Source organism: Streptomyces sp. NPDC104313, from assembly GCF_055583985.1.
Genome location: NZ_JBVJMW010000011.1, coordinates 41,196 through 66,300 on the forward strand (window position 1 = coordinate 41,196; position 25,105 = coordinate 66,300).

General features: G+C 72.1%; 25 protein-coding genes and 3 pseudogenes. 14 read left to right on the forward strand and 14 right to left on the reverse strand.

Features of this window, described 5'->3' with window-relative positions:
- The first annotated feature begins 74 nt into the window (after window positions 1-74).
- Window positions 75-1,742 carry an ATP-binding SpoIIE family protein phosphatase gene (locus ACZ60Q_RS24510; RefSeq protein ID WP_469638455.1) on the forward strand — a complete coding sequence of 556 codons (1,668 nt, stop codon included), beginning with the start codon at window positions 75-77 and terminating at the stop codon, window positions 1,740-1,742.
- 175 nt (window positions 1,743-1,917) lie between these two features.
- Here the strand turns inward: ACZ60Q_RS24510 and ACZ60Q_RS24515 are convergent.
- From ACZ60Q_RS24515 to ACZ60Q_RS24530, 4 genes and pseudogenes are all read right to left on the reverse strand, one after another.
- A pseudogene (locus ACZ60Q_RS24515) lies at window positions 1,918-2,022 on the reverse strand (SGNH/GDSL hydrolase family protein); the annotation flags it as partial.
- The gene (locus tag ACZ60Q_RS24520) at window positions 2,019-2,486 is read right to left on the reverse strand and encodes a cupin domain-containing protein (RefSeq protein WP_469638458.1); all 468 of its coding nucleotides are present in this window, start codon (window positions 2,484-2,486) and stop codon (window positions 2,019-2,021) included. The gene ACZ60Q_RS24520 and the pseudogene ACZ60Q_RS24515, both read right to left, overlap by 4 nt.
- An 83-nt stretch (window positions 2,487-2,569) precedes the next feature.
- Window positions 2,570-2,779 (reverse strand): annotated as a pseudogene (locus tag ACZ60Q_RS24525) (helix-turn-helix domain-containing protein); the annotation flags it as partial.
- 58 nt (window positions 2,780-2,837) lie between these two features.
- Window positions 2,838-3,254 (reverse strand): hypothetical protein, encoded by a 417-nt coding sequence (locus tag ACZ60Q_RS24530; protein WP_469638461.1) that lies wholly within the window; start codon window positions 3,252-3,254, stop codon window positions 2,838-2,840.
- Window positions 3,255-3,575: 321 nt separating this feature from the next.
- Between ACZ60Q_RS24530 and ACZ60Q_RS24535 the strand changes: the two genes are divergently transcribed.
- The 10 genes from ACZ60Q_RS24535 (at window position 3,576) to ACZ60Q_RS24580 (ending at window position 12,321) form a co-directional block, all read left to right on the forward strand.
- Window positions 3,576-4,034 carry a MarR family winged helix-turn-helix transcriptional regulator gene (locus ACZ60Q_RS24535; RefSeq protein WP_469638463.1) on the forward strand — a complete coding sequence of 153 codons (459 nt, stop codon included), beginning with the start codon at window positions 3,576-3,578 and terminating at the stop codon, window positions 4,032-4,034.
- Between the two features lie 7 nt (window positions 4,035-4,041).
- Window positions 4,042-4,869, forward strand: a complete 828-nt coding sequence (locus ACZ60Q_RS24540; RefSeq protein WP_469638466.1) for an ABC transporter ATP-binding protein — start codon at window positions 4,042-4,044, stop codon at window positions 4,867-4,869.
- Window positions 4,829-5,668, forward strand: a complete 840-nt coding sequence (locus ACZ60Q_RS24545) for an ABC transporter permease (RefSeq protein WP_469638469.1) — start codon at window positions 4,829-4,831, stop codon at window positions 5,666-5,668. The genes ACZ60Q_RS24540 and ACZ60Q_RS24545 overlap by 41 nt, the downstream gene beginning before the upstream one ends.
- 533 nt (window positions 5,669-6,201) lie before the next feature.
- Window positions 6,202-7,077 (forward strand): HipA family kinase, encoded by an 876-nt coding sequence (locus tag ACZ60Q_RS24550; protein WP_469638472.1) that lies wholly within the window; start codon window positions 6,202-6,204, stop codon window positions 7,075-7,077.
- Entirely contained in the window at window positions 7,074-7,457 is a 384-nt protein-coding gene (locus ACZ60Q_RS24555) for a DUF3037 domain-containing protein (RefSeq protein ID WP_469638475.1), read from the forward strand. Before ACZ60Q_RS24550 ends, ACZ60Q_RS24555 begins: the two co-directional genes overlap by 4 nt.
- Window positions 7,458-7,676: 219 nt before the next feature.
- The gene (gene fabG / locus ACZ60Q_RS24560; RefSeq protein WP_018957822.1) at window positions 7,677-8,438 is read left to right on the forward strand and encodes a 3-oxoacyl-ACP reductase FabG; all 762 of its coding nucleotides are present in this window, start codon (window positions 7,677-7,679) and stop codon (window positions 8,436-8,438) included.
- Between the two features lie 20 nt (window positions 8,439-8,458).
- Complete coding sequence (locus ACZ60Q_RS24565; RefSeq protein ID WP_469638478.1) at window positions 8,459-9,214, forward strand: SDR family oxidoreductase; 756 nt, start codon at window positions 8,459-8,461, stop codon at window positions 9,212-9,214.
- A gap of 119 nt (window positions 9,215-9,333) precedes the next feature.
- On the forward strand, window positions 9,334-10,914 hold the full coding sequence (locus ACZ60Q_RS24570) for an ABC transporter substrate-binding protein (protein WP_469638481.1): 1,581 nt from the start codon (window positions 9,334-9,336) through the stop codon (window positions 10,912-10,914).
- 83 nt (window positions 10,915-10,997) lie between these two features.
- The gene (locus tag ACZ60Q_RS24575) at window positions 10,998-11,687 is read left to right on the forward strand and encodes a uracil-DNA glycosylase (protein ID WP_469638484.1); all 690 of its coding nucleotides are present in this window, start codon (window positions 10,998-11,000) and stop codon (window positions 11,685-11,687) included.
- 109 nt (window positions 11,688-11,796) lie between these two features.
- Window positions 11,797-12,321: a hypothetical protein gene (locus tag ACZ60Q_RS24580; RefSeq protein WP_469638487.1), complete on the forward strand. Its 525-nt coding sequence runs from the start codon at window positions 11,797-11,799 to the stop codon at window positions 12,319-12,321.
- Between the two features lie 29 nt (window positions 12,322-12,350).
- Here the strand turns inward: ACZ60Q_RS24580 and ACZ60Q_RS24585 are convergent, their stop codons facing one another.
- Together ACZ60Q_RS24585 and ACZ60Q_RS24590 are read right to left on the reverse strand one after the other, a co-directional pair.
- Window positions 12,351-12,824, reverse strand: coding sequence for a hypothetical protein (locus ACZ60Q_RS24585; RefSeq protein WP_469638489.1), 474 nt, complete (start codon window positions 12,822-12,824; stop codon window positions 12,351-12,353).
- 138 nt (window positions 12,825-12,962) lie between these two features.
- Window positions 12,963-13,126 (reverse strand): annotated as a pseudogene (locus ACZ60Q_RS24590) (mycothiol transferase); the annotation flags it as partial.
- Between the two features lie 125 nt (window positions 13,127-13,251).
- Between ACZ60Q_RS24590 and ACZ60Q_RS24595 the strand changes: the two are divergent.
- The gene (locus ACZ60Q_RS24595; protein ID WP_469638492.1) at window positions 13,252-14,157 is read left to right on the forward strand and encodes a Gfo/Idh/MocA family protein; all 906 of its coding nucleotides are present in this window, start codon (window positions 13,252-13,254) and stop codon (window positions 14,155-14,157) included.
- Here ACZ60Q_RS24595 and lnt read toward each other — a convergent pair.
- The 4 genes from lnt to ACZ60Q_RS24615 all read right to left on the reverse strand — a co-directional run bounded on the left by lnt (window position 14,081) and on the right by ACZ60Q_RS24615 (window position 18,739).
- Window positions 14,081-15,868 carry an apolipoprotein N-acyltransferase gene (gene lnt, locus ACZ60Q_RS24600; RefSeq protein WP_469638495.1) on the reverse strand — a complete coding sequence of 596 codons (1,788 nt, stop codon included), beginning with the start codon at window positions 15,866-15,868 and terminating at the stop codon, window positions 14,081-14,083. The genes ACZ60Q_RS24595 and lnt overlap by 77 nt on opposite strands.
- A 181-nt stretch (window positions 15,869-16,049) precedes the next feature.
- Window positions 16,050-16,562 carry a nuclear transport factor 2 family protein gene (locus tag ACZ60Q_RS24605; RefSeq protein ID WP_469638498.1) on the reverse strand — a complete coding sequence of 171 codons (513 nt, stop codon included), beginning with the start codon at window positions 16,560-16,562 and terminating at the stop codon, window positions 16,050-16,052.
- Window positions 16,563-16,698: 136 nt separating this feature from the next.
- On the reverse strand, window positions 16,699-17,568 hold the full coding sequence (locus tag ACZ60Q_RS24610) for a universal stress protein (protein ID WP_469638501.1): 870 nt from the start codon (window positions 17,566-17,568) through the stop codon (window positions 16,699-16,701).
- Between the two features lie 103 nt (window positions 17,569-17,671).
- Window positions 17,672-18,739: a ferric reductase-like transmembrane domain-containing protein gene (locus ACZ60Q_RS24615; protein ID WP_469638504.1), complete on the reverse strand. Its 1,068-nt coding sequence runs from the start codon at window positions 18,737-18,739 to the stop codon at window positions 17,672-17,674.
- A gap of 237 nt (window positions 18,740-18,976) precedes the next feature.
- On the opposite strand from ACZ60Q_RS24615, the gene ACZ60Q_RS24620 reads away from it, so the two are divergent.
- Window positions 18,977-19,648 carry a hypothetical protein gene (locus ACZ60Q_RS24620; protein WP_469638506.1) on the forward strand — a complete coding sequence of 224 codons (672 nt, stop codon included), beginning with the start codon at window positions 18,977-18,979 and terminating at the stop codon, window positions 19,646-19,648.
- A gap of 297 nt (window positions 19,649-19,945) precedes the next feature.
- Window positions 19,946-20,569, forward strand: a complete 624-nt coding sequence (locus ACZ60Q_RS24625) for a sigma-70 family RNA polymerase sigma factor (protein ID WP_469638880.1) — start codon at window positions 19,946-19,948, stop codon at window positions 20,567-20,569.
- A gap of 46 nt (window positions 20,570-20,615) precedes the next feature.
- On the opposite strand, the gene ACZ60Q_RS24630 is transcribed toward ACZ60Q_RS24625, so the two are convergent.
- From ACZ60Q_RS24630 to ACZ60Q_RS24645, 4 genes are read right to left on the reverse strand one after another with little or no spacing between them, the layout of a single operon-like run.
- Window positions 20,616-21,923: an MFS transporter gene (locus tag ACZ60Q_RS24630; RefSeq protein ID WP_469638508.1), complete on the reverse strand. Its 1,308-nt coding sequence runs from the start codon at window positions 21,921-21,923 to the stop codon at window positions 20,616-20,618.
- Between the two features lie 10 nt (window positions 21,924-21,933).
- Window positions 21,934-23,157: an ATP-grasp domain-containing protein gene (locus ACZ60Q_RS24635; RefSeq protein WP_469638511.1), complete on the reverse strand. Its 1,224-nt coding sequence runs from the start codon at window positions 23,155-23,157 to the stop codon at window positions 21,934-21,936.
- Window positions 23,154-24,314 carry a pyridoxal-phosphate dependent enzyme gene (locus ACZ60Q_RS24640; protein WP_469638514.1) on the reverse strand — a complete coding sequence of 387 codons (1,161 nt, stop codon included), beginning with the start codon at window positions 24,312-24,314 and terminating at the stop codon, window positions 23,154-23,156. The genes ACZ60Q_RS24635 and ACZ60Q_RS24640 overlap by 4 nt, the downstream gene beginning before the upstream one ends.
- Window positions 24,311-25,051, reverse strand: coding sequence for a class I SAM-dependent methyltransferase (locus tag ACZ60Q_RS24645; protein WP_469638521.1), 741 nt, complete (start codon window positions 25,049-25,051; stop codon window positions 24,311-24,313). The genes ACZ60Q_RS24640 and ACZ60Q_RS24645 overlap by 4 nt, the downstream gene beginning before the upstream one ends.
- Window positions 25,052-25,105 lie beyond the last annotated feature (54 nt).

Here is a 25,105-nt window from a genome sequence, read left to right on the forward strand (position 1 = left end):
CACTGCGTGCGCGGAGCGGGGCCGCCGCAACGCTCTCCCGGCACCGCCGAAGCGCGAAATCGGCCGACCGTTCCGTGATCCGCGACCACCTGGAGTGGCTCAACGAGGCGAGTACGAGGATCGGGACCACGCTCGATCTGGAGGGAACCGCACAGGAGTTGGTCGAATTCGCCGTGCCCCGGTTGGCGGACGGCGCGGCCATCGATCTGCTCGAATCGGTGCTTCGTGGCGAGGAGGGTGCGCGGCCGGACACCACACAGCCGACCGTCACCCGGGCCATCGCCGTGGCCGTCATCGACGCGCTGGCGAATCTGGAGCCGGACGAGGTCGGGGAGATCTCCCTCTATCAGGAGAGAGCGGTGGACCGCTGTCTGACCGACCGGGAGCCTGTCCTGGTCGCCCGGTTGGGCGCCGACGACTACGGCTGGGTCGCCCCTACAGCCGAAGCCGCCGCCCTGCTGCGCGACGCGGGGGTGCACAGCTACATGGCTGTGCCCCTGGTCTCTCGGGGCGTACTGCTGGGGGCGGCCGATTTCATTCGCGCGGGCAACAGGCCCCCCTTCACCGACACCGATCTCGCGCTCGCGATACAGCTCGCCTCACGGGCCGCTGTCTTCGTGGACAACGCACGCCTGTACGGGCAGGAGCGCGAGCGCCTCGTCTCCCTCCAGCGCAGCCTGCTCCCGCGTGCCATGCCGAGCACACCGGGCCTGGACGTCGCCGCCCGCTACGCCCCGCCGACGGACACGAGCGGCGTCGGCGGGGACTGGTACGACGTGGTGGCTCTGCCGGGAGGCCGGAGCGCCCTGATCGTCGGTGACGTCATGAACCATGGCCTGTCGGCCGCGGCGACCATGGGGCGGCTGCGTACGGTCGCGCGCACGCTCATGGCCCTGGACATCGCCCCCGAACACACCCTCGCCCGCATGGACCTGGCCGCCCGCGACCTGGACGACGACCAGGTCGCCACCTGCCTGTGCGCCGTCTACGACCCTGCCACCAGGGACTACACCCTCGCGAGCGCGGGACATCCGCCACCGCTGCTGGTGGACGCAGAGGGGTACGCCACGCACGTCGACGTGCCGCCGGGCGCACCGCTCGGAGCCGGCGTCATCCCGTACACCTCTGTCCGGCTGCCGGCGCCCGCCGGAAGCCGGCTCGTGCTCTACACCGACGGACTGTTCAAGACCCGCACGGATGATGTGGACACCCAGCTGGAGAGGCTGCGCGACACCGTGTCCCGGATGGATCCCGCTCTCCTGGGCACTCTGGTGACGTCCGGGACGGGACCCGGCACCCGCTTCGACGAGGCCGTCATGCTGATGGCCACCAGCCGCTCCGTCTCCAGCGGGGGCGACGTCGTCATCTGGGAGCTGCCGTCCGACCCCACCGCCGCTTCCGCCGCCCGCCGGCTGGTCAGGGAGCAACTCGACCGATGGGACCTGGCCGGGCTGGCCGACACCACGGAGCTCGTCGTCAGCGAACTGGTCGGCAACGCCCTGCGTTACGGAGGCGGCCCCGGCCAGCTACGGCTGCTGCGCCACGACCGGCTGACGGTCGAAGTCACCGATACGGGAGCGGACCTTCCGCATATTCAGCCCCCGACCCTCAGCGATGAAGGCGGCCGGGGCCTGCAACTCATCAACATGCTGTGCCGACGCTGGGGTTCCTGCCGGACGCCCACCGGCAAACTGGTCTGGGCCGAACAGGACATCGCTCCCGCTGCTTGCGACCTCGACTGATATCCGTCGCGAGCTTGGCGCGGCTCCCCGGGCGTTCCTCGCCCGCGATCACCCTCGGTCAATGCGCTCGCTTATTGTGCTCGCTTCATGCCGGACGCGGAGATGGGTGGTCCGGGAGAATGCTGGAAGAGGCCATCGCGACCCGCCAGGCCGTCTTTCCGGTCGGATTTCCGTTCCGCAGGCTGCCGGGAGGGTGGCTTCGTCGCAGGAGGTCCAGGTGGTCGACGCCGAGCTGCGCGTGGGTGAGGCTGTCGCCGAGGCGCGCGACGCGTGTGGTCACGGCGCTTGCGGGCCGGGCGTGCCGATGTGCTCGGTCGGGCGGGTGTCGGTCCGGGGGCGGTGGCCGGTGCCGAGGCCGGCGGTGATGGTCAGGATGGACGCCGGCCCCGCCATGTCCACCGCGTGCCATGTCCCGGCCGGGTTGACGGTGGCCTCGCCCGGCCCGAGCACAACACGGTCGGGTACCCCGTTCCCGTCGCGGATGACCGTCACCGACCCGCTGAGGCAGACGACCAGTTCGTCGCCGGCGGGGTGGCGCTCCCGGTGGTCTCCGGGGCCCTCGCCGTCGAAGATGGTCACCATCCGGCCCTCGGCGCCGTCCGCCGCGACCGCGGCGCTGTGTGCCTGAAGCACCTCCGGGTCCCAGGCGAAGCCCTCGATGGGTGTCGCTCTCGATCCCGGCCCGAGGTGCACGGGGGTGGTCCGCAGGTCGATGGCGTTGTGTTCGTGGTTGACGAGTCTCATGCCGACGATCGTCACAGGACGGAGATCGGGTGGTCTTGAAGAAAGGGGAACGGAAGCCGATGCGACGGGGAGCCGGTCGGCGACTACCCGGTCCCGAGGATGACTTCCCCGCGACGCCGGACCGTCGGCGACCGGCCCGTGAACTCGCGCCAGTCCCGAACGAGATGGGCCTGGTCGGCGTAGCCGGAGACGGTCGCCACATCGGCCCACGGAAGCGGGTCGTGCGCCGTCGCCAGTGCGTGCGCGTGCTCGAAGCGCAGAACTCGGGCGAAGGTCTTCGGCGGCAGGCCCACAGGGTGCACTCCGGCGGTCTCCAGAGGGCGGAGTGTGCGGGCTCACCCCAGGGCGCGGTCACTTCCGGCCGCTCCGCCGGATCCAGTGCGCACGGCGCTGGTACCGGGCGACCGGAGGCGCCGGCTCCGGGGAGGAGGCGCTGGATACCCGCGCTCCGTCCGGGGGCGCGGCGGGAGCGTCCAGCGGCGGGTGGAGCCCTTCCGGGGAGTAGGCGGTTCTTGCGATGGTCTCCACCAACTGCGGCTCGGTGAAGTTCTCGGAGCCGGGCACATGGGGAACGAAACCGATCAGAACACCCTCGTCGATGATCTCGGCGTCGAGTCCGGCGGCTCCGTCGACGTCCCAGAGCGCCTCGATTCCCTCGTCGAGGACCACGCGGATGCCGAACTCGTACACGCCCGCCTGTACGACATGGGCCATCACCCTGCGTTCACGGAGCGCCAACACCATGCGCTCGGCACGTTCCGCGTCCATGGGACCGCACCTCCTTCGCGTACGGGCTTCGTATCGAAGGGAAACCCGGGCCCGGCTCGCGCCCTTCTGCCGCGGTACGGCGGGCCCGCGCCGGGAGACCGGGCACCCGCGATCACTTCCCTCTCCACCGTAACTCCGTCCCTCGTCCGCCTCGTCCGGCCGGGCTCAGAGGCAGGGAGAGGCGAGGCAGGGGCCTGTTCCGGGGTGAGTGGAAGCCGCCCCCGGATCTTCCTGGCGTACGCCGAGGCGGCATCCCGGAGGACGGTGATGGACTGCTCAGCGCCCTGCGATTACCTCTACCTGAGAGGTAATATAGGAGTTATGTCGGATACGGACCCTGCGCGAGAGCTGGGCGAGGCACTGGTCGGCGTCAACCGGCTGGCCCGCCGTCGCCTGCGCGGTGGTCTGGTCGGCCCACCCCTGCCGGTGGCTCAGGCCGAACTCCTGCGGTTGGTCCAGTCGAACCCGGGCATCCGGGTATCGGCTGCCGCGACGGAACTCCGCCTCGCCGGCAACTCGGTGTCCACCCTGGTCCGCCAACTCACCGGCGCGGGACTGCTGTGCCGGGACCCCGATCCGCGGGACCGCCGGGCGGCCCTGCTGTATGTCACACCCGAGGCCGTCCAACGGCTGCGGGAGTGGGACGACCGCCGCACCGCCCTCTACCGCGAGCAGTGGGACCGGCTGCCCGCACGGGACCGCGCCGCCCTGACCGCCGCGCTGCCGGCGCTCCGAGCGCTCGCCGCCCTGCTCCACGAGGAATCACACATCCGGAGGTGATCCGGCCATGATCCGCAACGCCATCGACTGCACCGGACTTGTCTACCGCTTCGGTGCCACGCAAGCGGTGGACGGCGTGGACTTCTCGGTCGCCGCGGGTGAGGTCTTCGGTCTGCTCGGTCCCAACGGAGCGGGCAAGACCACGACCATCAGGGTGATCACCACCCTTCTTCCCGCTCCGGCCGGGGTGATCCAGGTCTTCGGTCACGATGTCACCAGACAGAAAATGGCGGTACGGCGACTGCTCGGCTATGTCCCCCAGCAGCTCTCCGCGGACGCGGCCCTCACCGGACGCGAGAACGTCACCCTCTTCGCCCGGGTCTACGACGTGCCGCGCGGGGAGCGCGCCCCGAGGGTGGCCCGGGCCCTGGACGCGGTCGGTCTCGGAGAGGCCGCCGACCGGATGGCGGGTACGTACTCCGGCGGAATGGTCCGCCGCCTCGAACTCGCCCAGGCACTGGTCAGTTCGCCCAGGCTGCTGATCCTGGACGAACCGACCATCGGCCTCGACCCGATCGCTCGCACCAGCGTCTGGGAGCGGCTGAACGAGGTCCGCGCCGCCACCGGGATGACCGTCCTGGTCACCACCCACTCCATGGACGAGGCCGCCCGGTACTGCGACCGCGTCGCCCTGATGCACCAGGGGAGGATCCGTGCGTTCGGCACCCCGGACAGCCTCACCGCCGCGCTCGACCGGCTGGCTCCCTCCGGCCGCGCGTCCACCCTGGAGGACGTCTTCCGCCACTACGCGGGCAGCGGCCTCGACGACGATCACACGGGAGGCGAGTTCCGTGATGTGCGCAGCACCCGCCGTACGGCGTCCCGCGTCGGCTGACCCCCTGCCCGTCGAACCCTCGCGGGTACGCGGCGGCTGGGCCGTACTGCCCGCGCGGGTGGCCGCGATGTGCACGGTGGAGCTCCAAAAGCTGCGCCACGACCGGACCGAGCTGTACACCAGGGCGATTCAGCCCGCGCTCTGGCTGCTGATCTTCGGTGAGACCTTCACCCGGATCGGCGCGATCCCCACCGGAAACGTGCCCTATCTCGACTTCCTCGCGCCGGGAATCATCGCCCAGTCCGCCATGTTCATCGCCATCTTCTACGGCATCCAGATCATCTGGGAGCGTGACGCCGGCGTGCTCAACAAACTCCTCGTCACCCCCACCCCACGGGCCGCGCTGGTCACCGGCAAGGCGTTCGCCGCCGGGGTCAAGGCGCTTATCCAGGCCCTGGTGGTCGTCCTCATCGCCGCCGCACTGGGTGTGGCGCTCACCTGGAACCCGCTGCGGCTGGCCGGAGTCGCCCTGGTGGTGGTGCTGGGGTCGGCGTTCTTCGCCTGTCTGTCGATGAGCATCGCGGGCATCGTGCTCACCCGGGACCGGCTGATGGGCATCGGGCAGGCGATCACCATGCCCTTGTTCTTCGCCTCCAACGCGCTCTATCCGGTGGCGCTGATGCCCGGCTGGCTCCAGGCGGTGAGCCGGGCGAACCCGCTGAGCTACGAGGTCGACGCCCTCCGCGGCCTGCTGATCGGCACCCCGGCGCACCTGCCGCTGGACTTCGGTGTGCTGTGCCTCGCAGCGGTCGTGGGCGTCATCTGCGCCTCGGCGCTGATGGGCCGGCTCGCGCGCTGAGCGGGCGGAGCCACACTCGCCACAGCCGACCCGGATGGCGAGCCGGAGCGTGTTGCCCGGCAGCCGGATCACAGATCTCGCTACGTTCTCGGCGACTGCCGCGGGTGGGGAGCCCGCCGTTCACCGTTTGCGGTCACCCGCTCCCCTCACACGGGATTCCCCCATGCGCGCGTGCCCACTTCCCGCTCCCCGTGGGAGGCGGTGCCAAGGGATGGCTTCCCTGTACTCCGGCAACACCTGCGCCCCGGTCGTGCTGGAGGCGGGGGAGCCCGTGGTGCCCCTCGCGCGGTGGCCTCGGAAACCCTTCGCCGACTGTCACGCTGAGCTACTACGCTCACCTCATGCCGGAAGCCGGGGCGACCGGGGCGAAGGGGCGCGCCGCCATCGACGGAATCCTGGGAAGCCGGAGGGGGTGACGTGCCGGTGGAAACTCCCCAGCTTCTCCCCAGGTTGATCGTGGCCGACTCCCCGGTGCATGCACACTTGGAGATGATCATGGATTGCAAGGCTAGGGAATGGGATGGCCCGGGAAGATGCTGACAGAAATCACAGCGACTCGTTATGTCACGCCCCTGCGTGAGGGCGGCTCGCTCCCGGGCATCGTCGAGGCCGACGATCTCGGTACATACGTCATGAAGTTCACCGGGGCGGGCCAGGGCCGTAAGACGCTCGTCGCGGAGATCATCTGCGGTGAGCTCGGCCGACGGCTGGGACTGCGGGTGCCCGAGCTGGTGACCATCGAGCTCGACCCCGTCATCGGACTCGCCGAACCCGACGAGGAGGTGCAGGAGCTGCTCCGCGCGAGCGGCGGACTGAACCTCGGGATGGACTATCTGCCGGGCTCGTTCGGGTTCGATCCGCTCGCCTACGAGGTCGGGGCTGCCGAGGCCGGGCGGATCGTCTGGTTCGACGCGCTGATCAACAACGTCGACCGCTCCTGGCGAAACCCGAACCTGCTCGTCTGGCACGGCGACCTCTGGCTCATCGACCACGGCGCGACCATGATCTGGCACCACAACTGGCCCGGCGCCCAGGCCTCCGCCGCCAAACCGTACAACGCCTCGGACCATGTCCTGGCGCCCTTCGGGCCGGACATCGCGGCCGCGGCCGCCGAGCTCGCCCCGCTGGTCACCGCGGACCTGCTCGCCGAGGTGGCCGCCGATGTGCCGGACGTCTGGCTGGCCGACGAGCCCGGCTTCGCCTCCGCCGACGAGGTGCGCCGGGCCTACATCGCACCGCTGCTCGCGCGGGCCGCCGACATCCACGGGCGGATCACGCTGGACGCGCCGGCCGCGACCAGGCCCTCCCAGGCCCCGGGCTGGCTCACCGAGCGCCTGCCGCCCCGGCCGGAGCCCGGCGACGACCGTGCCGCGGCGGTCGCCCGTACCGGTGAGGAGGGCGGCCGATGACGCGACGCGATGTCTTCGAGTACGCGCTCCTGCGCGTCGTGCCCCGCGTCGAGCGGGGGGAGTGCTTCAACGCCGGGGTGCTCGTCTACTGCCGGGCGCACTCGTTCGTCGCCGCCCGTACGCACCTCGACGAGGCGAAGCTGAAGGCTCTGGACCCGCGGGCCGACGCCGTCGGGGTGCGGGCCGCTCTGCGCGCCGTCGAGGGGGTCTGCGGCGGCGGTGAGGGAGCCGGTCAGGCGGCGGGCGACGACGCCGGGCGGCGGTTCCGCTGGCTGATCGCCCCGCGTTCCACGGTCGTTCAGCCCGGCGCCGTGCACAGTGGTCTGACCATGGACCCGGCCGGCGAGGTGGAACGGCTGCTCGACCTCCTCGTGCGCTGATCCACGCCCCGGCGGGACCACGACGGCACAGCGGCGCGTGCTCCCGCCCGGTGTGACGTGCGGCCCGCCGGGGCGTGCGCCGTTGACACCGGGTGCCGGGGCTTCTAGCGTCTCGTCTGCTGAAGGTACTAAGCGGTTGCTCAGCGATCGGGAGTCTTTCTGTCAGGGAAGCGCCCCGACGTCCGCTGAGCCCCGATCCAAGGGCGAGGAGAACCAAGCATGTCCACCACCGAGCAGCGCGTCGCCATCGTGACGGGAGCGGCGCGGGGCATCGGCGCCGCCACCGCCGTTCGTCTCGCGGCCGAGGGCCGTTCCGTCGCCGTACTCGATCTCGACGAGGCGGCCTGCAAGGACACGGTCGAGAAGATCACCGCCGCCGGGGGCGCCGCGCTCGCCGTCGGCTGCGACGTGTCGGACGCCGGTCAGGTGGAAGCCGCCGTCGCGCGGGTCGCCGCGGAGCTGGGCGCGCCGACGATCCTCGTGAACAACGCGGGCGTGCTCCGCGACAACCTGCTGTTCAAGATGAGCGAGTCGGACTGGGACCTCGTGATGAACGTGCACCTCAAGGGCGCGTTCCTGATGGCGAAGGCCGTTCAGGCCCACATGGTCGAGGCCAAGTTCGGCCGGATCGTCTCGCTCTCCTCCTCCTCGGCCCTCGGTAACCGGGGTCAGGCCAACTACTCCGCGGTCAAGGCGGGACTCCAGGGCCTCACCAAGACGCTCGCCAAGGAGCTCGGCAAGTTCGGCGTCACCGCCAACGCCGTAGCGCCCGGCTTCATCGTCACGGAGATGACCGCGCAGACGGCCGCCCGCGTCGGCATGGGCTTCGAGGAGTTCCAGGCGGCGGCCGCCACCCAGATCCCGGTCCAGCGCGTCGGCCGTCCCGAGGACGTCGCGAACGCCATCGCCTTCTTCGCGGGCGACGACGCGGGCTTCGTCTCCGGCCAGGTCATGTACGTGGCCGGCGGACCCCTCAACTGATCCGAAGGGCAGCGGAGATCATGACGGTGCAGGACAGCGGAAGGGTCGCCCTCATCACGGGCGCCAGCCGGGGCATCGGCTACGGCGTAGCCGAGGCGCTCGTGGCCCGCGGCGACCGGGTGGCGATCACCGGGCGGGGCGAGGACGCGCTGAAGGAGGCCGTCCAGCGGCTCGGCTCCGAGCGGGTGATCGGCATTCCGGGCAAGGCGCACGACGAGGCGCACCAGGCCGCGGCGGTCGAGCGCACGATGGAGGCCTTCGGCCGGGTCGACTACCTGGTCAACAACGCGGGGACGAATCCGGTCTTCGGCCCCATGGCGGAGCTCGACCTGAACGTCGCCCGCAAGGTCTACGAGACCAATGTGATCTCGGCGCTGGGCTTCGCCCAGCAGACCTGGAAGGCCTGGCAGAAGGAGAACGGCGGGGCGATCGTGAACATCGCCTCGGTCGCCGGGGTCTCGGCCTCGCCGTTCGTCGGCGCGTACGGCATGAGCAAGGCGGCGATGGTCAACCTGACCCTCCAGTTGGCGCACGAGTTCGCCCCGGTCGTCCGGGTCAACGCCATCGCCCCGGCCGTGGTCAAGACCAGGTTCGCCCAGGCCCTCTACGAGGGGCGCGAAGCGGAGGTCGCCGCCACCTATCCGCTGGGCAGGCTCGGCGTGCCCGAGGACATCGGGGGCGCGGCGGCCTTTCTCACTTCCGCCCAGTCCGACTGGATCACCGGCCAGACCCTCGTGGTCGACGGGGGGATTTTCCTCAACGCCGGCGTGGGCTGAGAGCGGCCTGGGCCGGTTTGGCCCTGATTGAGTCAAGTGCCCCGCCGGGCCAGCGGATTGATCCGGTGGGGCGCTGCGGTATGGTCTGCCGATCCCATGGCCGATCGAGGAGCGTGCGCGTGTTCTACCGGGCCAGTCTGCAGGCTGCTGCAGCCCTAGCTTCCCTTTCTCTGCTGGCCGGCTGCGGTCTCCTTTCCGACAGCGGATCGGAGACGGACCAGAAGATAACCGTCGGGACGACCAGCTCACCATCCACCCTCGATCCCGCGGCAGCCTGGGACGGTTCCTGGGAGCTGATGCGGAACGTCTACCAGACCCTGGTGAGCTTCCCCTCCGGCAGCACGATCCCGGAGCCTGACGCGGCGGAGTCCTGCAAGTTCACCGACGCCACGAGCATGGCGTACCGGTGCACGCTCAAGAAGAACCTCACCTTCTCCAACGGCGAGAAGCTGGACGCCGAGGCCGTGAAGTACTCGATCGACCGCATCGTGGACATCCGCTCCAAGGGCGGCCCGGCCGGGATGCTCGACTCCCTCGACCGGATCGAGACCAAGGGCGACGACACGGTCATCTTCCACCTGAACAAGTCCGACGCCACGTTCCCGTTCATCCTGGCCACGCCTGCCATGTCGCTCGTCGCCCCCGGCGACTACCGCAAGGACAAGATCCGCGACGACGGCAAGGTCACCGGTTCCGGCCCCTACCTCCTTCAATCCTACGAGGACCGGGTCACCGCCGAGCTGAAGAAGAACCCGGACTACAAGGGCTTCGCCGACCGGAAGAACGACGCGGTCACCATCCGCTACTTCGAGAAGTCCGCCGACATGGTGAGCGCGCTCAAGGCGGACAAGATCGACGCCACCTACCGGGGGCTGACCGCCGAGGAGGTCGTCAGCCTGGAGGACAACAAGGACGACAACGCCGGCCTCCAGATCGTCGAGAGCACCGGCGCGGACATCCGCTTCCTGGTCTTCAACCCGAAGGACCCGGCCGCCGCCAACCCCGCCGTACGCAAGGCCATCGCCCACGTCGTGGACCGCGACGCCCTGGTCGCCAAGGTCTACCGGGGAACCGCCGAGCCGCTCTACTCGATGGTCCCCAAGGGCATCGCCGGACACACCACGAGCTTCTTCGACACCTTCGGCGACCCGGACGTGAAGAAGGCGAAGGACACCCTCACCAGGGCCGGTATCACCGAGCCCGTGAAGATGAAGTTCTGGTACACCACCGACCGGTACGGCTCCTCCACGGAGCCCGAGTTCGAGGAGCTCAAGCGGCAGCTGGAGGACTCCGGGCTGTTCGAGATCACGCTGCGGGGCGAGCCCTGGAAGAACTTCCAGGAAGGCTTCAACAAGGGCGAGTACCCGGTCTTCGGCCGCGGCTGGTTCCCTGACTTCCCGGACCCCGACAACTTCATCGCCCCCTTCGTGGGCAAGGAGAGCGTCACCGGCACCCCGTACATCAACAAGGAGATCACCCAGCAGCTGATCCCCGCGTCGCGGCAGGAGAGCGACCGGGGCGCGGTCAGCCAGCAGTTCGAGCGGGCCCAGAAGATCCTCGTCGAGGACGTCCGACTGCTGCCGCTGTGGCAGGGCAAGCTGTACGTCGCCGCGGGCGAGGACATCGGCGGCGGCGAGCGCGCACTCGACCCGCAGACCGTGATGCAGCTGTGGGAGCTGTACCGCAAGGCCAGCTGGTAGACGCTGAGCGGAAGGCTCCCGGGCCCGTTGTCAGTGGCGACCGGTAGGTTCTGGGATCAAGAACCGCTTGCTCCACGGAGGTTGTGAACGTGACCGATATCGACCTGCTGCCCGAGTCCTGGCGCGCCGTCCTCGGCGAAGAACTCCAGAAGCCGTACGTCAAGGAACTGGCCGACTTCGTCGAGGAGGAGCGGGCCAACGGTCCCGTGTATCCGCCGCGCGAGCAGGTGTTCGCCGCCCTGGACGCCACGCCGTACGAGAAGGTGAAGGTCCTCGTCCTCGGCCAGGACCCCTATCACGGCGAGGGCCAGGGGCACGGGCTCTGCTTCTCCGTGCGCCCCGGCGTCAGGACGCCGCCGTCGCTGCGCAACATCTACAAGGAGATGCAGCAGGAGCTCGGCCTGCCGATCCCGGACAACGGCTATCTGATGCCATGGGCCGAGCAGGGCGTCCTCCTGCTCAACGCTGTGCTCACCGTGCGGGGCGGCGAGGCCAACTCCCACAAGAACAAGGGCTGGGAGAAGATCACCGACGCGGTGATCCGCGCCGTCGCCGACCGGCCCGACCCGGCGGTCTTCGTGCTCTGGGGCAACTACGCACAGAAGAAGCTGCCCCTGATCGACGAGGAGCGCCACGTGGTGGTGAAGGGCGCACACCCCTCGCCGCTCTCGGCCAAGAAGTTCTTCGGCTCCCGCCCCTTCACGCAGATCAACGAGGCCGTGGCCGCCCAGGGGCACCGGCCGATCGACTGGCGGATCCCCGAGATTGGCTGACGGGTCCCGACCGATGGGACTCGACACCCGTGTCTGACCGGTTATACGGAAGCCCGGCGTTAGCGTCGGACCGACGGCAACCGGCTGGACGGGCGACGAGGAGACCGCGGTGATGGAGCAGCAGGAGGCGTCCGATGACGCCGTCATGACCAGGATCGGCCAGGCGATCATGCTGCTCCACGGAGGTGACCGTGAGGAGGCCCGCAACCGCTTCGGCGCGCTCTGGTCGGAGCTCGGAGCGGACGGTGACGCCCTGCACCGCTGCACCCTCGCGCACTACATGGCCGACACTCAGGACGACCCCGGCGACGAGCTGGCCTGGGACCTGCGCGCCCTGACGGCGGCCGAGGGACTGAGAGCCGAGGGGCCGGGCGATGGCGACGGGCCGGGCGGCGCCGAGGGGCGCGGTGGAGACCGGGCGGCGGAACACCGGGACACCCCGGCCGTCCGGGCGTTCTACCCCTCGCTCCACCTCAACCTCGCGGCGGACTACCTCAAGCTCCAGCGCCCCGACTCGGCCCGTATCCACCTCCAGCGGGCCCGCGCCGCGGCCGAGTCGCTGGCGGACGACGGGTACGGCGGCGGGGTCCGCGCCGCCATCGACCGCCTGGAGCTCCGCATGCGGGAGCAGTGACCGCCGCGGGGCCGTGTGGGGCAGGAGCGTCAGCGGCCGTACGTCTCCGAGCAGATCCGGGACTCCGGGCTGCCCGCTGGCCAGCCGCCGTACCCCCGGCCGAGCGCGCAGACGTCCGCCCAGCCGCCGGGGACGCGTGGCAGGGCGGGCGCGGTGACGGACGGTACGCCCGGGGCCCGGCGGGGCGTCCGTGGCCCCGGCGGGTCCGGGCGCTCGCGCGGAAGGGAGGCCCCCGCAGGTGCGGTGCGCCGGGCCGCCGAAGGGGAGCCGGCGGCCGGGGGCGCGGGGGAGGACGGCAGGGCCGCCGTCGGGCTCGGATCCGGCACAACCTCCAACGCCTCACGGGCGGGTGGCCGCACGATCTGCGGGGCCACGTCCTGGGCCGGCCCGGGGGAGGCCGGACGCGGGGAGGGAAGGGCCCCGGGCTCCACCGATACGCAGCCGGAGACGGCCGTGACCGCTAAGCCGGCCAGGAGGTTCGCGGTGATTCTGGTTCTCTGCACCCGGTTGACTCTGCGGTGCGGCCCGGCCTGCGGGGACCCGGTGGGCGAGGAATGGCCCGCACGAGTGACCCGGTCAGCGGCGCGCACCGAAGTGGGCAGCGATCCTTCGGCGCGGAGCCGGACGGTGCGCCGGTGCGTTCACTTGCCGGTCGCACCGTCGATGTGCTCGCGCACCAGGTCGCGTGGCCGTTGCACTGGGCGTACTCCTCGATCGTGTGCGTATGGATCCAGCGGAGGCTGAACGGCTTGCCCGACGAGCTGACGCCCTGGGAGAAGTCGTCCAGGCCGAACGCGGCGGCGCTCTCGTGGTCCCTGGCCAGGGGCTTTGTGAGCGGAACCGGAGCGCGGGCCGAGGAGGGCGGCGACGTATGCTGCCGGGGCGCGAACAGCCGCGGACAGCGGCACGGCACGGCGACAGGGAGACCTCGTGAAGATCGGTTGCATCGGGCTCGGCGACATCGCGCAGAAGGCGTACCTGCCGGTGCTGACCGCCGTACCGGGGGTCGAACTGCATCTGCAGACCCGCACCCCCGCCACGCTCCAAGCGGTCGGCGACGCCCACCGGGTTCCGGCCGACAGTCGTCACACGACCCTCGACTCCCTCCTCGCCGCAGGGCTGGACGCGGCGTTCGTGCACGCCCCGACCGCCGTGCACCCGCAGATCGTGGATCGGCTCCTCGAAGCCGGCGTCGCCACCTATGTCGACAAGCCGATCGCCTATGAGTACGCCGACTCCGAGCGACTGGTGAACCTCGCCGAGGAACGCGGCGTCAGCCTCGCCGTCGGCTTCAACCGTCGCTTCGCCCCGGGCTACTCGCAGTGCGCGGAGCACCCGCGCGAGTTGATCCTCATGCAGAAGAACCGGGTCGGACTGCCCGAGGACCCCCGGACGATGATCCTCGACGACTTCATCCACGTCGTCGACACCCTGCGCTTCCTGGTCCCGGGCACCGTCGACCACACCACCGTGCGGGCCCGGATCGTGGACGGTCTGATGCACCACGTGGTGCTCCAGCTTTCCGGCGACGGATTCACCGCGATCGGCATGATGAACCGGCTGAACGGGTCGACCGAGGAGATCCTCGAAGTCTCCGGCCAGGACACCAAGCGTCAGGTGCTCAACCTCGCGGATGTCATCGATCACCAGGGCCGGCCGAGCATGCGACGGCGGGGCGACTGGGTTCCGGTGGCCCGGCAGCGCGGCATCGAGGGCTGTGTGCACGCCTTCCTCGACGCCGTACGCCGGGGCGGGACGCTCAGTGCCCGGGACGCCCTGGCGACCCATGAGCTGTGCGAGCGGGTGGTTCGGGAGGCCCTGGAGCAGGCCTCCTGAGCGCCCGCAGCCCCTCGACGGCGCACAGCACGGCCAGTGCCGCCAGCGCCCCGTACACCGGCCAGTCGCCGAGCCGGTTGTAGAGCGTGCTCCCGCGCGCCAGCGGCAGGTCGAACACCTCTGTCGCGCTCGCGTCCGTACCGAGCGGACGGCCCACCCGCTCCCCCCGGGGCCCGTACGCCGCACTGATCCCGGTGAGCGTCGCGTGGACCATCGGGCGGCCGTTCTCGGCGGCCCGCAGTGCCCCCAGTGAGGCGTGCTGGGCCGGGGCCCAGCTGTGCTGGAACGTCGAGGTGGCGGACTGCGCGACGATCACCTGCGCACCGTCGCGCACCAGCCCGCGGCTCATGTCGGGGAACGCCGTCTCGAAGCAGACCAGCGGGCCGATCCGCAGCCCCCGAGCCCCGTCCGGCAGGGTCATCACCACCTGGCGGTCCCCACGCAGCCGGTCCTCACCGGCCGCTTTGCCCACGGACGTCGCCCACCCCAGCAGGGAGCGGGCCGGGACGTACTCGCCGAACGGGACCAGACGCATCTTGTCGTAGCGGTCCCCGGTCGGCCCGTCGGGGCCCACGAGCACCGCCGACTTGAAGATCCCCGACCGCCCCGAGCCGTCCGTCTGCCGGGCGTCGACATTGACCAGCAGATCCGCGCCGACCCGGCGGGACAGGTCCGCCAGCCGCCGCGCGGTCTCCGGGCGCTCCCAGGCGCCCGCACCGATACTGCTCTCGCCCCACACCACCAGGTCCACGCCCCGGCCCCGCAGCGAACGGGTCAGCTCCTCGCCCCGGTCGAAGCGGCGCGCGACGCTTCCCGGCCCCTCCACGACGCCCGGCTGCACGACGGCGATCCTGACCGTGCCGGTGCTCGTGGGCCGGGGCGCCCAGGCCCACATCGCCGCGACGGACAGGGCGCACACCGCCAGCAGGACCCCGGCGGTCGTACGGGCCGCGCGGCCGGCGACCAGCAGGGCCGCGCCGGTGTTCACCGCGAGCACCAGCAGACTCACCAGCCACACCCCGCCCACCGAGGCGACCCGCAGGGCGGGGGCGACGTCCCACTGACTCGCACCGAGGAGCCCCCAGGGCCCGCCCAGCCCTTCCCAGGACCGGACCAGCTCGATCATCAGCCACCCGGAGGGCACGACGACCACGGCGGCGACGGCACGCGACGCGGAAGGGGTCCCGCCGAGCAGCCGGGACACCAGCAGCCCCCAGGGAGCCCAGAGCAGCCCCAGCAGGGCGGCCAGCAGCAGGATGAAGACGTGGAGGCTCGGGACCAGCCAGTGGTGCACCGCGATGACGAAGCCGATGCCACCGATCCAGCCGTCCAGCGCGGCTCTGCGGGGCGAGTGCGCGGTGCGGATCAGCAGCAGCCAGGGGACCAGCGCCACATAGGCGAACCACCAGAGTCCGGGGGCGGGAAAGGCGAGCGCGGGCAGCGCCCCGGCGAGCAGCGCCGCCGCGCCACGGGCCCAGGGGGACGAGAGTTTCCCCGCGCCGACGGAGCCCCGGCCTCCGGCCCCCGGCCCGTCACCGGAACCGCCTTCACCGGACGTGCCTTCACCTGAAGGGCTTTCACCGAAACCGCCGGCACCGGAACCGCCGGCACCGGAACCGCCGGCACCGGAACCGCCGGCACCTGAAGAGCCTTCACCGGACGTGCCGGCCGCGTGCCGGCCGACCGGTAGACGCCCGCCCCGGATTCGCATGCCGTGCCCTCCTCGGTCGTGCGCGAGCGGGCGGTCGCCGTCACCGCGTCAACCCGTGGATACCCAGTGTGGGGGCAGTGATCCCCGCCGGACACAGGACGCGGGCCGAGCGGGGTACGGCGGACGGACCGGACACCCCTCGGGCGGCGACGGCGGTGCGACGGCGGTGCGACGACGGGTCCTACGCGCCCGGTGTCCGGCGCCACTTCTCATGAACGGTGACCGTACGGATCAGCCAGCCCGGTTCAGCGCGGCACAGCTCGAAGGCGTAGCGGCCGCCGGTCACGAAGTCGGGCGTGACACCCACGGCCTGTCCGGAATCCGCCCGGCCCGGCGCGTCCGCGCCCGAACCGCTCGCCGTCTTCCGGGCCAGGCACATCGGATTGAGGTAGTCGGCCCGCACCTCGGCCCGGTCTCCCGTATAGCCGCCCAGGTCCTCCAGATCGATCCGGCGGTTGACGATCAGGTGCTGCCGCACCGGGAAGAGGCGCATCGTCTCCTCGAGCCACCGGGCGATCTCGTCGGCCGGGCCCTCCACGCCCCCCGCGCCCCGGTAGTCCGCGCGGCCCTCCGGGGTGAACAGGGCGCCGTAGTCCGACCAGGCCCCGTCGTCGACGGCCACCGCATACCCGGTGATCACCGCATCGATGGCAAGCCGGTCCATCACGGTCGCGAGCGCCACACGCTGTGTCATCGCCCAAGTCTCCGTCAAGCCGCCCGCCAGGCCAAGAGGCCCGCACCGACGGGAGAGTCGAGGCGCCCGGGCAGGGCACGGGCGAACAGCTCAGCAGGGCAGGGGGGAGCGGCTCACCGGGAACCGGGGTCCCGGCTCAGCAGGGCACGACGGCGACCGGTCCCAGCGCGTGCGTGACGGCGGTCTGTGCCACCGGGGACAGCCCGAGGCCGAGCGACTCGCCGCCCTTGCGACGGCCGATCACCGTCAGGGCCGCCGTCGCCGACGCGGTCACCAGGGTGCGCGAGGCCGAACCGTTGACCGGCTCCCGGACGATCTCCACCTGCGGGTACTTCTCATTCCACCCCGAAGTCAGCTCGGCCAGGGTCCGCGCGGCCGAGCCCGCCGCCTCCTGCCGGTCCAGGACGGGGCCGCCCGCGAGCATCGAGGAGAACATCGTCCAGCCGTGCACGATCCGCAGTCGGGCGCCCGGCCGGGAAGCCGCGGTGGCGAAGGCGAACTCCAGGACCGCTTCGCTGCTCTCGTCGGCGGCCACCCCCGCGACGATGTCGGTGAAGGCCGCCGTGTCCCCGGGACGGTCGTCGTCCCCCTCCGGGCGGTCCTCCCGCACGACGACGACGGGACAGCTCGCCATCGACGCGGTGGCGAGACTGTTGGAACCGACCATCAGCGAGCGGAAGCCGCCGAGCCCGCGCGATCCGACCACGATCATCGACGCGTCCCGGCCGAGCGTGACCAGGGCCGCCGACGGGAAGTCCAGCGGGGCCAGCGTCGAGGGCCGCAGCTCCGGAGCGATGAGCGCGCTTTGGCGTACGGACTCGGCCAGGAGGGTCTCCGCCTCGCGCCGTCCGCTCTCCTCGTCGACCTGCCGGGTGAGCGGGCGGACGTGGACGATCAGCAGGGGCAGCCCCCGCCGCACGGCTTCGTGGGTGGCCCAGTCGAGCGCCTGCCGACTGTGCGTGGAGCCGTCGACTGCGGCGATCACGGGAAGATCGTTGGTGGTCATGCCTCCGAGCGTACGTCGCCGGGCGGACGGCTCTCACCTGTGGTGGCGGACGGCTCCTGCCCATCGTGGCGGACGGCGCCGACTCGCCGTGGTGGACGGCCTCTCAGTCGTGGTTGTGGGTGGAGGAGGTGTCCTTGGGGGGTTTGCTGCGCCCGCCGTCGCTGCCGCTTGCCACGACGGCGATCAGAGCCGCCAGGACCGCCACCACGACGAGCCTGCCGCCCACCCGCAGGGCCCACCCGGTGCGGGCCCCTGTGGTCGCTCCGGGCCGGCCGGGCAGCTTCTCGGAGCGGCGGGCGGGCCGCATCAGGCGCAGGAGCAGCAGCGCGGCTATCGGGAGCTGGAGCAGCCAGACACTCGTGCGGAACCAGCCGTCGTACCAGACGTTGGTCCCGTACAGCAGGGTGTGCCAGACGCTGAGGACGTAGACGAGGATCACGCAGCGGTGCAGTACCCGCCAGGTCTTGGGGCCGATGCGGTGGCGTACGTAGAAGAGCAGTCCGAGGGGGATCGCGAGGTACAGGGCCGCCTGGCCGACGGGGATGGCGATCCGACCGGTCCCCGAGTCGTAGCCGCCGGGGACGAGGGCCTCCACGAAGGCGGTGGCGACCGCGGAGTTCCAGGACGCGGTGTCGTGCCGGACCAGTTCGGCCCCGAACAGCAGGGCGTGGGCCGCGATCAGGGCGATGGTGTTGAGGCTCGTGGTGCGGTGCAGGCGTTCCAGTCGGGGGCCCGACAACGGCAGGCGGCCCGGCCGGGGGCCGGACAGCATCAGCCCGAGGATGACGGTTCCCCAGGCCCAGAGCAGGGCGGACCAGCCGAACGCCTGGCTGAGGAAGTACATCCAGAAGCCGCCCGCGTCGGCCATGAACGGCATCACGGTGACCGTGGACGAGGTCTTGTTGCGGATGCGTATGTAGAGCAGGGCGAAGATCGCCGCGGTGATGAGGAGCGCCACCAGGCCGTCGGGCCACGAGGCCCGCAGGTCGGAGCGGAGTGTCGGCCGTCTCGGCTCTCCGGGCCGCCGGGGGGCGGGGACCTGGCCGTCGTCCGGTGCGGTGCTTTCGGTGACCGTGGCCACGGCTTCGGATCCGGCTTCGGTGGCCGGCGCGGTACTTCCGGGCGTCTCGGCGGCCGCTGCCGGTTCAGGGGTGGGGAGTGGGTTCGTCATGCGGCCTCTTCGGGGCGGGGATATCGGGTGGCGGGGGCGGATGCGGCGGCCCCGGGCCACGAGGCTTACGCAGACGCGTTGTTGGAGCAGTCGGACGCGGGGAGGGAAAAGTTCCCGGTACTCGAATGTGACATGGATCACTCCATGTTGCTGGTGGGGCAAACGAGGTGAACTCCCGTTGTTTCGGCATCTGGTGCTCTTCTCCTCGGGGTGGGTGCGACTGGCACGATGGCTGCCATGGGAGCCGGAACCGCACTCCGACTCGGACGCACCGCGCTGTTCGCGGTGGTGTGCGTCGCCGTGTCCGGACTCGGCCACGCGCTGATGTCCGGCGCGCCCCTGCCCCTGCTCGCCCAGGCCGCCGCGCTGCTGCCGGTGTGCGGGGCGGGGTGGTGGCTCGCCGCGCGGGAGCGGAGCGCTCCGGTGACCGTGACGGCCCATGTCCTGGGCCAGTTGGTGCTGCACACCTTCTTCGCCTGCGCCGGATCCTGGCTGCCGTCCGGCTTCGGCACGCACCACTCGGGCGGCGGGCGCCGCGCCTCGGGCGCGATGAACCACTCGGCGCACGAGGCCCCGATCGGTGGCTCGTCGGACCTGATGGGGCTGCTGGCCGCCTTCGACGGGGCGGTGTTCACCCTCGGCATGGCCGCCGCTCACGCGGTGGCCGGGCTGATCTGCGGCTGGTGGCTGTGGCGCGGCGAGGTCGCCCTCGCCCGGCTGGGCCGCTGCCTGGTGCTGTTCGTCCGCGACCCGCTGCGGACGGCCTGGCGCCTGTGGTCCACGATGCCGCCCGCGCCCGCGCCGCCCGTCCGGCGACGCGTCCGCCGCCGGCCCCGCCGCCCCCGGGACCTCCTCGCCCTGCACGCCATCTCCCGGCGTGGGCCACCGGTCTCCCCCCGCTTCCTCTGACCTTCATCCGCCCTCCGGCCTCTGTCGCCGGAGGCGGTACGGGTGTGCGTTCCGCGCATACCCGTGACAGGCATGCCGGTGCTCCGGGCCGCCCCCGACGGGGCTCGGGACCGGTCACCGGAGCCGGGCGACCACTGCCGCGGCTCCGCAAGGACGCGAAGGACTGCTGTGACACTTCCTGCTCCCGCACTGCCCGCTGCCGCACTGCCCGCCGCCGTGCTTTCTACCACCGCACGGCCGGCCGCCGCCCTGCCCGCCGCCGCACCACCGTCCGCCTCCCGGCCGCCGGTCATCCGGGTGTCCACCACCCGTCCGCCCCACCCCCGAATTCCGGCCGCCCGGCAGAACGACGGGCAGATCACCGACTGGGCGCTGGCCGCGGGCGGCGGGGACCGGGAGGCCGCCGACCGCTTCGTCCGGGCGACCTACGAGGACGTCCGCAGGTTCGTCGCCTATCTCAGCTCAGACGTCCCGGGGGCCGACGACCTGGCTCAGGAGACCTACCTCCGGGCGATGAGCGGATTGGCCCGGTTCGCGGGGCGTTCCTGCGCCCGGACCTGGCTGATGTCGATCGCGCGACGCGTCGTCATCGACCGGCACCGCGCCGCCGCCGTACGCCCCCGGACCGCCGACACCGCGGACTGGCAGACCGCCGCGGAACGTGCCCAGCCCCGTCAACTGCCGGGGTTCGAGGAGTCCGTCGCGGTCCTGGACGCCCTGCGCCGACTGGACCCGGCGCGCCGTCAGGCCTTCGTCCTCACCCAACTGCTGGGTGTGTCCTACGAGGAGGCGGCGGCCATCGCCGGCTGCCCGATCGGCACGGTGCGCTCCCGCGTGGCCCGCGCCCGCCGCGAACTCGCCGGGCAGTGGCGCGCGGAGCCGGCGGACACTCACCGCAGCCCGCTCCCCGCATCGGCCTGATCACCGCGGCCCCGACGCGCGTCCGGCCCGATCCAAAGGAAAGACCCTAGCCGGCGCCCGCCCGGGACCCCTCGGGGTCCCGGGCGGGGCGCCGTCGGCGGAGCAGGAACACCGGCAGCAGCAGGCACTGGAGGCAGACCGCAGCCCAGAACCCCCGCGCCGAACCCACCGACTCCGCCGCCCCGTACAACTGCCCGCCCACCACCCCACTGGCGAACGCGCCGATGCCCGCCGCCAGCCGCTGACGCCCGAACACACTCGCCGGGGCAGCCGACGAACGGGCCAGCGCCTCCAGGTCGTTCTTGAGGAAGAGCACGATCTCCCCGAGACACAGCAGCGCCCCGCCCACCGCGATACCCGCGTGTCCCCCGGACCCGATCGCCGCCATGCCCGCGGCCATCGCGCCGAATCCCCACCGCAGCGCGGCCGGATAGCTCAGTGTGGCGACCCGTTCCGCCAGCAACGGCTGCCCGACGACGAGAAGCGCCGCGTACCCCGTCAGGACGGCCCCGTAGAAGGCCGCCGACGTCCGGGGGACCGCGTACAGCGCCAGGTAGTGCTGGAAGAACATGAACGCGTACACGCTCAGCAGGGTCACCACGAACGGTGAAGGCCCGGAGCGCGATGCGCCGGCCTCCGGGGCCCCGCCGGCGGCGGGCGCGGCCGAGGACCCGGCCGAGGACCCGGCGGAGGGCCGGTCCGCCGCGCCCGCCGGCAGCAGCGCGTGCCCGGCCCCCACGAGCGCGAACAGCACGGTGACGCCGGAGAACAGCACGCCGGGGGAGCCCATGACGAGCGGCGCGGCAGCCGGAGGGCCCAGCGCCATCCCCGCGTTGAACGCCGAACTGCTCGCCGACAGCAGCCGGGGGCGCCGCGCCTCGGACGCCCCCTCCACCAGATACGCCTTGTTCGCCGGGAGGTACAGCGCCGCGCCCGCCGACACCAGCAGCAGTGCCCCGACCGCGAGCACCGGACTGGTCAGCCCGGGGACGAACGCGGCGAAGCCCGCCGTGCGCAGTCCCAGTGCCAGCAGCATCGCGCGCCGCAGCCCGATCCGCCCGGTCACCGGGCCCGCGACCACGCCCCCGGCGAACTGGATCAGCGAGGCGACGGCCAGCACGAAGCCGACCGTGCCCAGTCCGAGGCCGAGCCGCTGGTGCAGCAGCACCGACATGTAGGGCAGCACGGCGAAGCTGCCCAGCGTGATCAGGAACGAGCCCCCCAGCAGGAACCGCTGGGGGCCGGTGAGCGGTGGGCGGCCCGGTTGCCCAGGGACAGCACGCCGCCGGGCCCGGCCCGTCCGCCCACGGTCGGCGCCGGCCCCCGGAGCCCCGTCCGTCCGGCGGAGGCTCACCTTCCCGGGCTCACGGCGCCCCGGCGACGACCGGTCGGACCCGGACGGCCGCGCTCCACGCCCGGTGCTGGGCCAGCTCCGCCGTCCGCGCCTCGGCCAGCACCATGCCCGTACAGCCCCGCTGGTCGCCGACGTGGATCACGCTCTCGCCGGGCTCGCGGACCGGGAACCACTCCACCGCCCCGGGGAACGCCCCGAGTTCGTCGAGGCCTTGCCAGCCCTTCAGCACCCCGGGCCGCTCCGCGTACACCAGGACGAAGCCGTACGCGGGTCCTCCGGCGTCGAGAGGGGTGTCCAGCAGTGCCGGACGGCGGCCGAGTGCCTCGTCCATCATGGCCGTGTAGACGTTGGTCCGCAGCGTCCGGCACAGCACCTCGCCGACCAGCGCGCCGCCGATCCTGCGGTTGATCTCGACCAGCTCGGGTCCGTCGGCCGTCAGGACGAACTCCACATGGGCGAAGCCACGGGTGTGCCCCGCCGCCGCGAGGACCCGGCCCACCCACGCCTCGATCCCGGCCCGCTCCTCCTGGGGCAGCGCCACCGGGAACGCCGCCGCCTCCTCCCGTACCACCGCCGCCCGGGACGTCTGGCGGCTCAGCACCCCGAGCAGCCGGGTGGTCCCGTCCCAGCTGAGGGTCTCCGCGCTGTACAGCGGACCGGCCAGGAACGCCTCGGCGAACAGGGAACCGGTCAGGCGCTCCTCTCCGGCCTCCGCCAGCGCCCGGTGCAGGGCCTCCTCGTCGTGCACGATCCACACGGAGCGGGAGGAGGTGCCCGCCGAGTCCTTCAGGACCGCGGGCAGCCCCACTGCCCGCAGCACCTCCCCGGCGCCTTCGGGACCCGGCGGGACGGTTACGGCCGTACTCCGGCTCAGCCCGTGCGTGTGCAGGGTCTCCCGGACCCGGCGCTTGTCCCGCAGCAGCCGTACGGCGCCGGGATCCGCACCCGGGAGCCCCAGCTCGGCGGCCAGTTCGGCGGCCGGCAGGCTCCAGGTGTCCGTCGTGTTGATCAGCCCGGCCAGGCCGGTCACGGCGGCCAGGGCGCGACGGGTTGCCTCCGGATCCATCGTGTCGACGTCCACGACGTCCAGGGTGTCCGGCGGCAGGACCGCCAGCTCGTGCCGGTAGACCGAACGGTCGCCGGTCAGCAGGCACAGCCGGTGCCCCGCTTCGGCGGCGGCCTCCGCCATCCGCCCCAGACCGAAGGACAGGGACTCCAGTGCGGCGATCGTCATGGCAGCAGCTCCACGGTCGGTACGGGGGAGGGGACCGAACCCTCGACGGTCCTGGCGGCCTCCGGGGCGCCGCGCCCGGCCCACTCCATCACGGACCACGGCGGCCGCAGGTCCTCCGGCGAAACGATGGTCCGGGGCCGCAGCCCGGCCGGGTCCAGGGCTTCGGCGTGCCGGGTGAACACCCGTTCCGCGTAACGGTGTCCGGTGTCGGCGCCCAGCACCAGATGTAGCCGCCCGGGATCGCGGTCCGCCTCCCAGGACGCCGTCAGATGGGCCGCCCCGGTGGACAGGCCCGCGAACACCGCGTGTTCCCGCAGCAGTCCGACCGCCCCCGCCATCGCATGGCGGAAGTCCAGCCAGTGGACGGTGTCGTACAGCTCGTGGCGGACGTTCCCGAACGGTATCGAGCTGCCGATGCCCGCGATGATCGCCTCCGGGTCCTCGAACCGCTCGCTCCCGAAGGTCACGCTGCCGAACGGCTGGATGCCCACCAGCCGCACCGGCCGCCCCGACTCCCGCAGCGCATGGGCCAGTCCACCGGTCGACGCACCGGTGCCCACCGCGCCGACCACGGTCAGCGGACCCTCGGGCAACGCCCTGGTGAGCAGCTCCGCGAACTCCCGGTAGCCCTCGTGGTGAACCCCGTCGTGGTACTGCCGCATCCAGTGGAAGTCCGGCCGGTCCGCCAGCAGCCGGCGCACATGGCGCACCCGCAGCTCCTGGTCCAGGCGCAGGCTCTGCGAGGGTGGCATCGCGTCGACCGTCGCGCCGAGGATCTCCAACTGCGCCCGCATGGTGGCGTCCACGGTGGTGGAGGCGACGATGTGGCAGCGCAGCCCGTAGCGGTGGCAGGCCATGGCGAGCGCCAGCGCGTAGATCCCGCTGGAGCTGTCGACCAGGGTCTGCCCGGGCACCACCCGGCCCCGGCGCAGCAGCGAACGGACCGCGCCGAGCGCCGCGTACACCTTCATCGTCTCGAAGCGGGCGAGGACGATGTCGCCGGTCAGCCGGATCAGGTCCGGGGTCTTCACCGCGTCGGTGATGTGCTCGTGGACCGTCGCGGCGGCCGGGCGCGCGAGGGTGTCCGGCCCGGTCGTCGGACGGGGACCCGTGTCCGGTCCCGCGGTGCGCGGACGGGCGTCCGCCCCGGCCCTCACTTGCGCCGCCCGCGCACGATCAGCCGGTCCGAGCGCTGGTCGTAGCCGGACGCGTCGAACCCGCCGAAGCACTCCACGTCGGTGAAGCCCGCGCTCTCGAAGAGGGCGTGCAGCTCGGCCGCCGAGTAGAGCCAGGAGGTGATGGACGCCGTCCGCGCCGTCGTGCCGCGCACCAGCGTCCAGTCCGTGCGCAGCCGCCGCCAGCTGTCGAGGACGGTGTCGCGCTGGACGACGTAGGCGCCGTCGGGCAGGTCGACCGCCTTCGGCCGCCCGATCCAGCCCGCCAGCACCTCCTTGCCCATCACGTCGACCAGGAGCTGCCCGCCCGGCGCGAGGCTCTCGTACGCGTTGCGCAGCACCTGGAGGTTGTCCTCGGCCTCGTCGAAGTAGCCGAACGACGTGAAGACGTTCAGCACCACGTCGAAGGCGCCCGGCTCCCGGTACGTGAGCATGTCGGCGCGCTCCAGCCGGACCTCGGCGCCCGCCGTGTCGCAGGCGGCCCGGGCGCTCTCCAGCATCGCGGGCGACAGATCGACCCCCGTCACCTCGTAGCCGCGCCCCGCCAGCGGCACCACGAAGAGACCCGGCCCGCAGCACAGATCCAGGACTCTCGTGCCCGGTGGGAAGTCCAGCAGGGGAGAGGACGCGACCAGGGCGGCGGCGGACTCGGCCCGCGCCGCCGGGAACATCGTCGGGGCGAAATCGGACCAGAGCGCGTCGTCCTCGTACCAGTGCATGCCTCGCGGCCTCCTCCCGGGCCCGCGGGCCCCGTGGGTGTCCTGCTGCCGTCG

What these genes read in the sequence shown, in the direction of transcription:
- ACZ60Q_RS24520 (WP_469638458.1), bottom strand. Translation starts at nt 2,486, where the DNA reads ATGAGACTCGTCAACCACGAACACAACGCCATCGACCTGCGGACCACC.
- ACZ60Q_RS24530 (WP_469638461.1), bottom strand. Translation starts at nt 3,254, where the DNA reads ATGGACGCGGAACGTGCCGAGCGCATGGTGTTGGCGCTCCGTGAACGC.
- ACZ60Q_RS24535 (WP_469638463.1), top strand. Translation starts at nt 3,576, where the DNA reads ATGTCGGATACGGACCCTGCGCGAGAGCTGGGCGAGGCACTGGTCGGC.
- ACZ60Q_RS24540 (WP_469638466.1), top strand. Translation starts at nt 4,042, where the DNA reads ATGATCCGCAACGCCATCGACTGCACCGGACTTGTCTACCGCTTCGGT.
- ACZ60Q_RS24545 (WP_469638469.1), top strand. Translation starts at nt 4,829, where the DNA reads ATGTGCGCAGCACCCGCCGTACGGCGTCCCGCGTCGGCTGACCCCCTG.
- ACZ60Q_RS24550 (WP_469638472.1), top strand. Translation starts at nt 6,202, where the DNA reads ATGCTGACAGAAATCACAGCGACTCGTTATGTCACGCCCCTGCGTGAG.
- ACZ60Q_RS24555 (WP_469638475.1), top strand. Translation starts at nt 7,074, where the DNA reads ATGACGCGACGCGATGTCTTCGAGTACGCGCTCCTGCGCGTCGTGCCC.
- fabG (WP_018957822.1), top strand. Translation starts at nt 7,677, where the DNA reads ATGTCCACCACCGAGCAGCGCGTCGCCATCGTGACGGGAGCGGCGCGG.
- ACZ60Q_RS24565 (WP_469638478.1), top strand. Translation starts at nt 8,459, where the DNA reads ATGACGGTGCAGGACAGCGGAAGGGTCGCCCTCATCACGGGCGCCAGC.
- lnt (WP_469638495.1), bottom strand. Translation starts at nt 15,868, where the DNA reads ATGCGAATCCGGGGCGGGCGTCTACCGGTCGGCCGGCACGCGGCCGGC.
- ACZ60Q_RS24605 (WP_469638498.1), bottom strand. Translation starts at nt 16,562, where the DNA reads ATGACACAGCGTGTGGCGCTCGCGACCGTGATGGACCGGCTTGCCATC.
- ACZ60Q_RS24610 (WP_469638501.1), bottom strand. Translation starts at nt 17,568, where the DNA reads ATGACCACCAACGATCTTCCCGTGATCGCCGCAGTCGACGGCTCCACG.
- ACZ60Q_RS24615 (WP_469638504.1), bottom strand. Translation starts at nt 18,739, where the DNA reads ATGACGAACCCACTCCCCACCCCTGAACCGGCAGCGGCCGCCGAGACG.
- ACZ60Q_RS24620 (WP_469638506.1), top strand. Translation starts at nt 18,977, where the DNA reads ATGGGAGCCGGAACCGCACTCCGACTCGGACGCACCGCGCTGTTCGCG.
- ACZ60Q_RS24635 (WP_469638511.1), bottom strand. Translation starts at nt 23,157, where the DNA reads ATGACGATCGCCGCACTGGAGTCCCTGTCCTTCGGTCTGGGGCGGATG.
- ACZ60Q_RS24645 (WP_469638521.1), bottom strand. Translation starts at nt 25,051, where the DNA reads ATGCACTGGTACGAGGACGACGCGCTCTGGTCCGATTTCGCCCCGACG.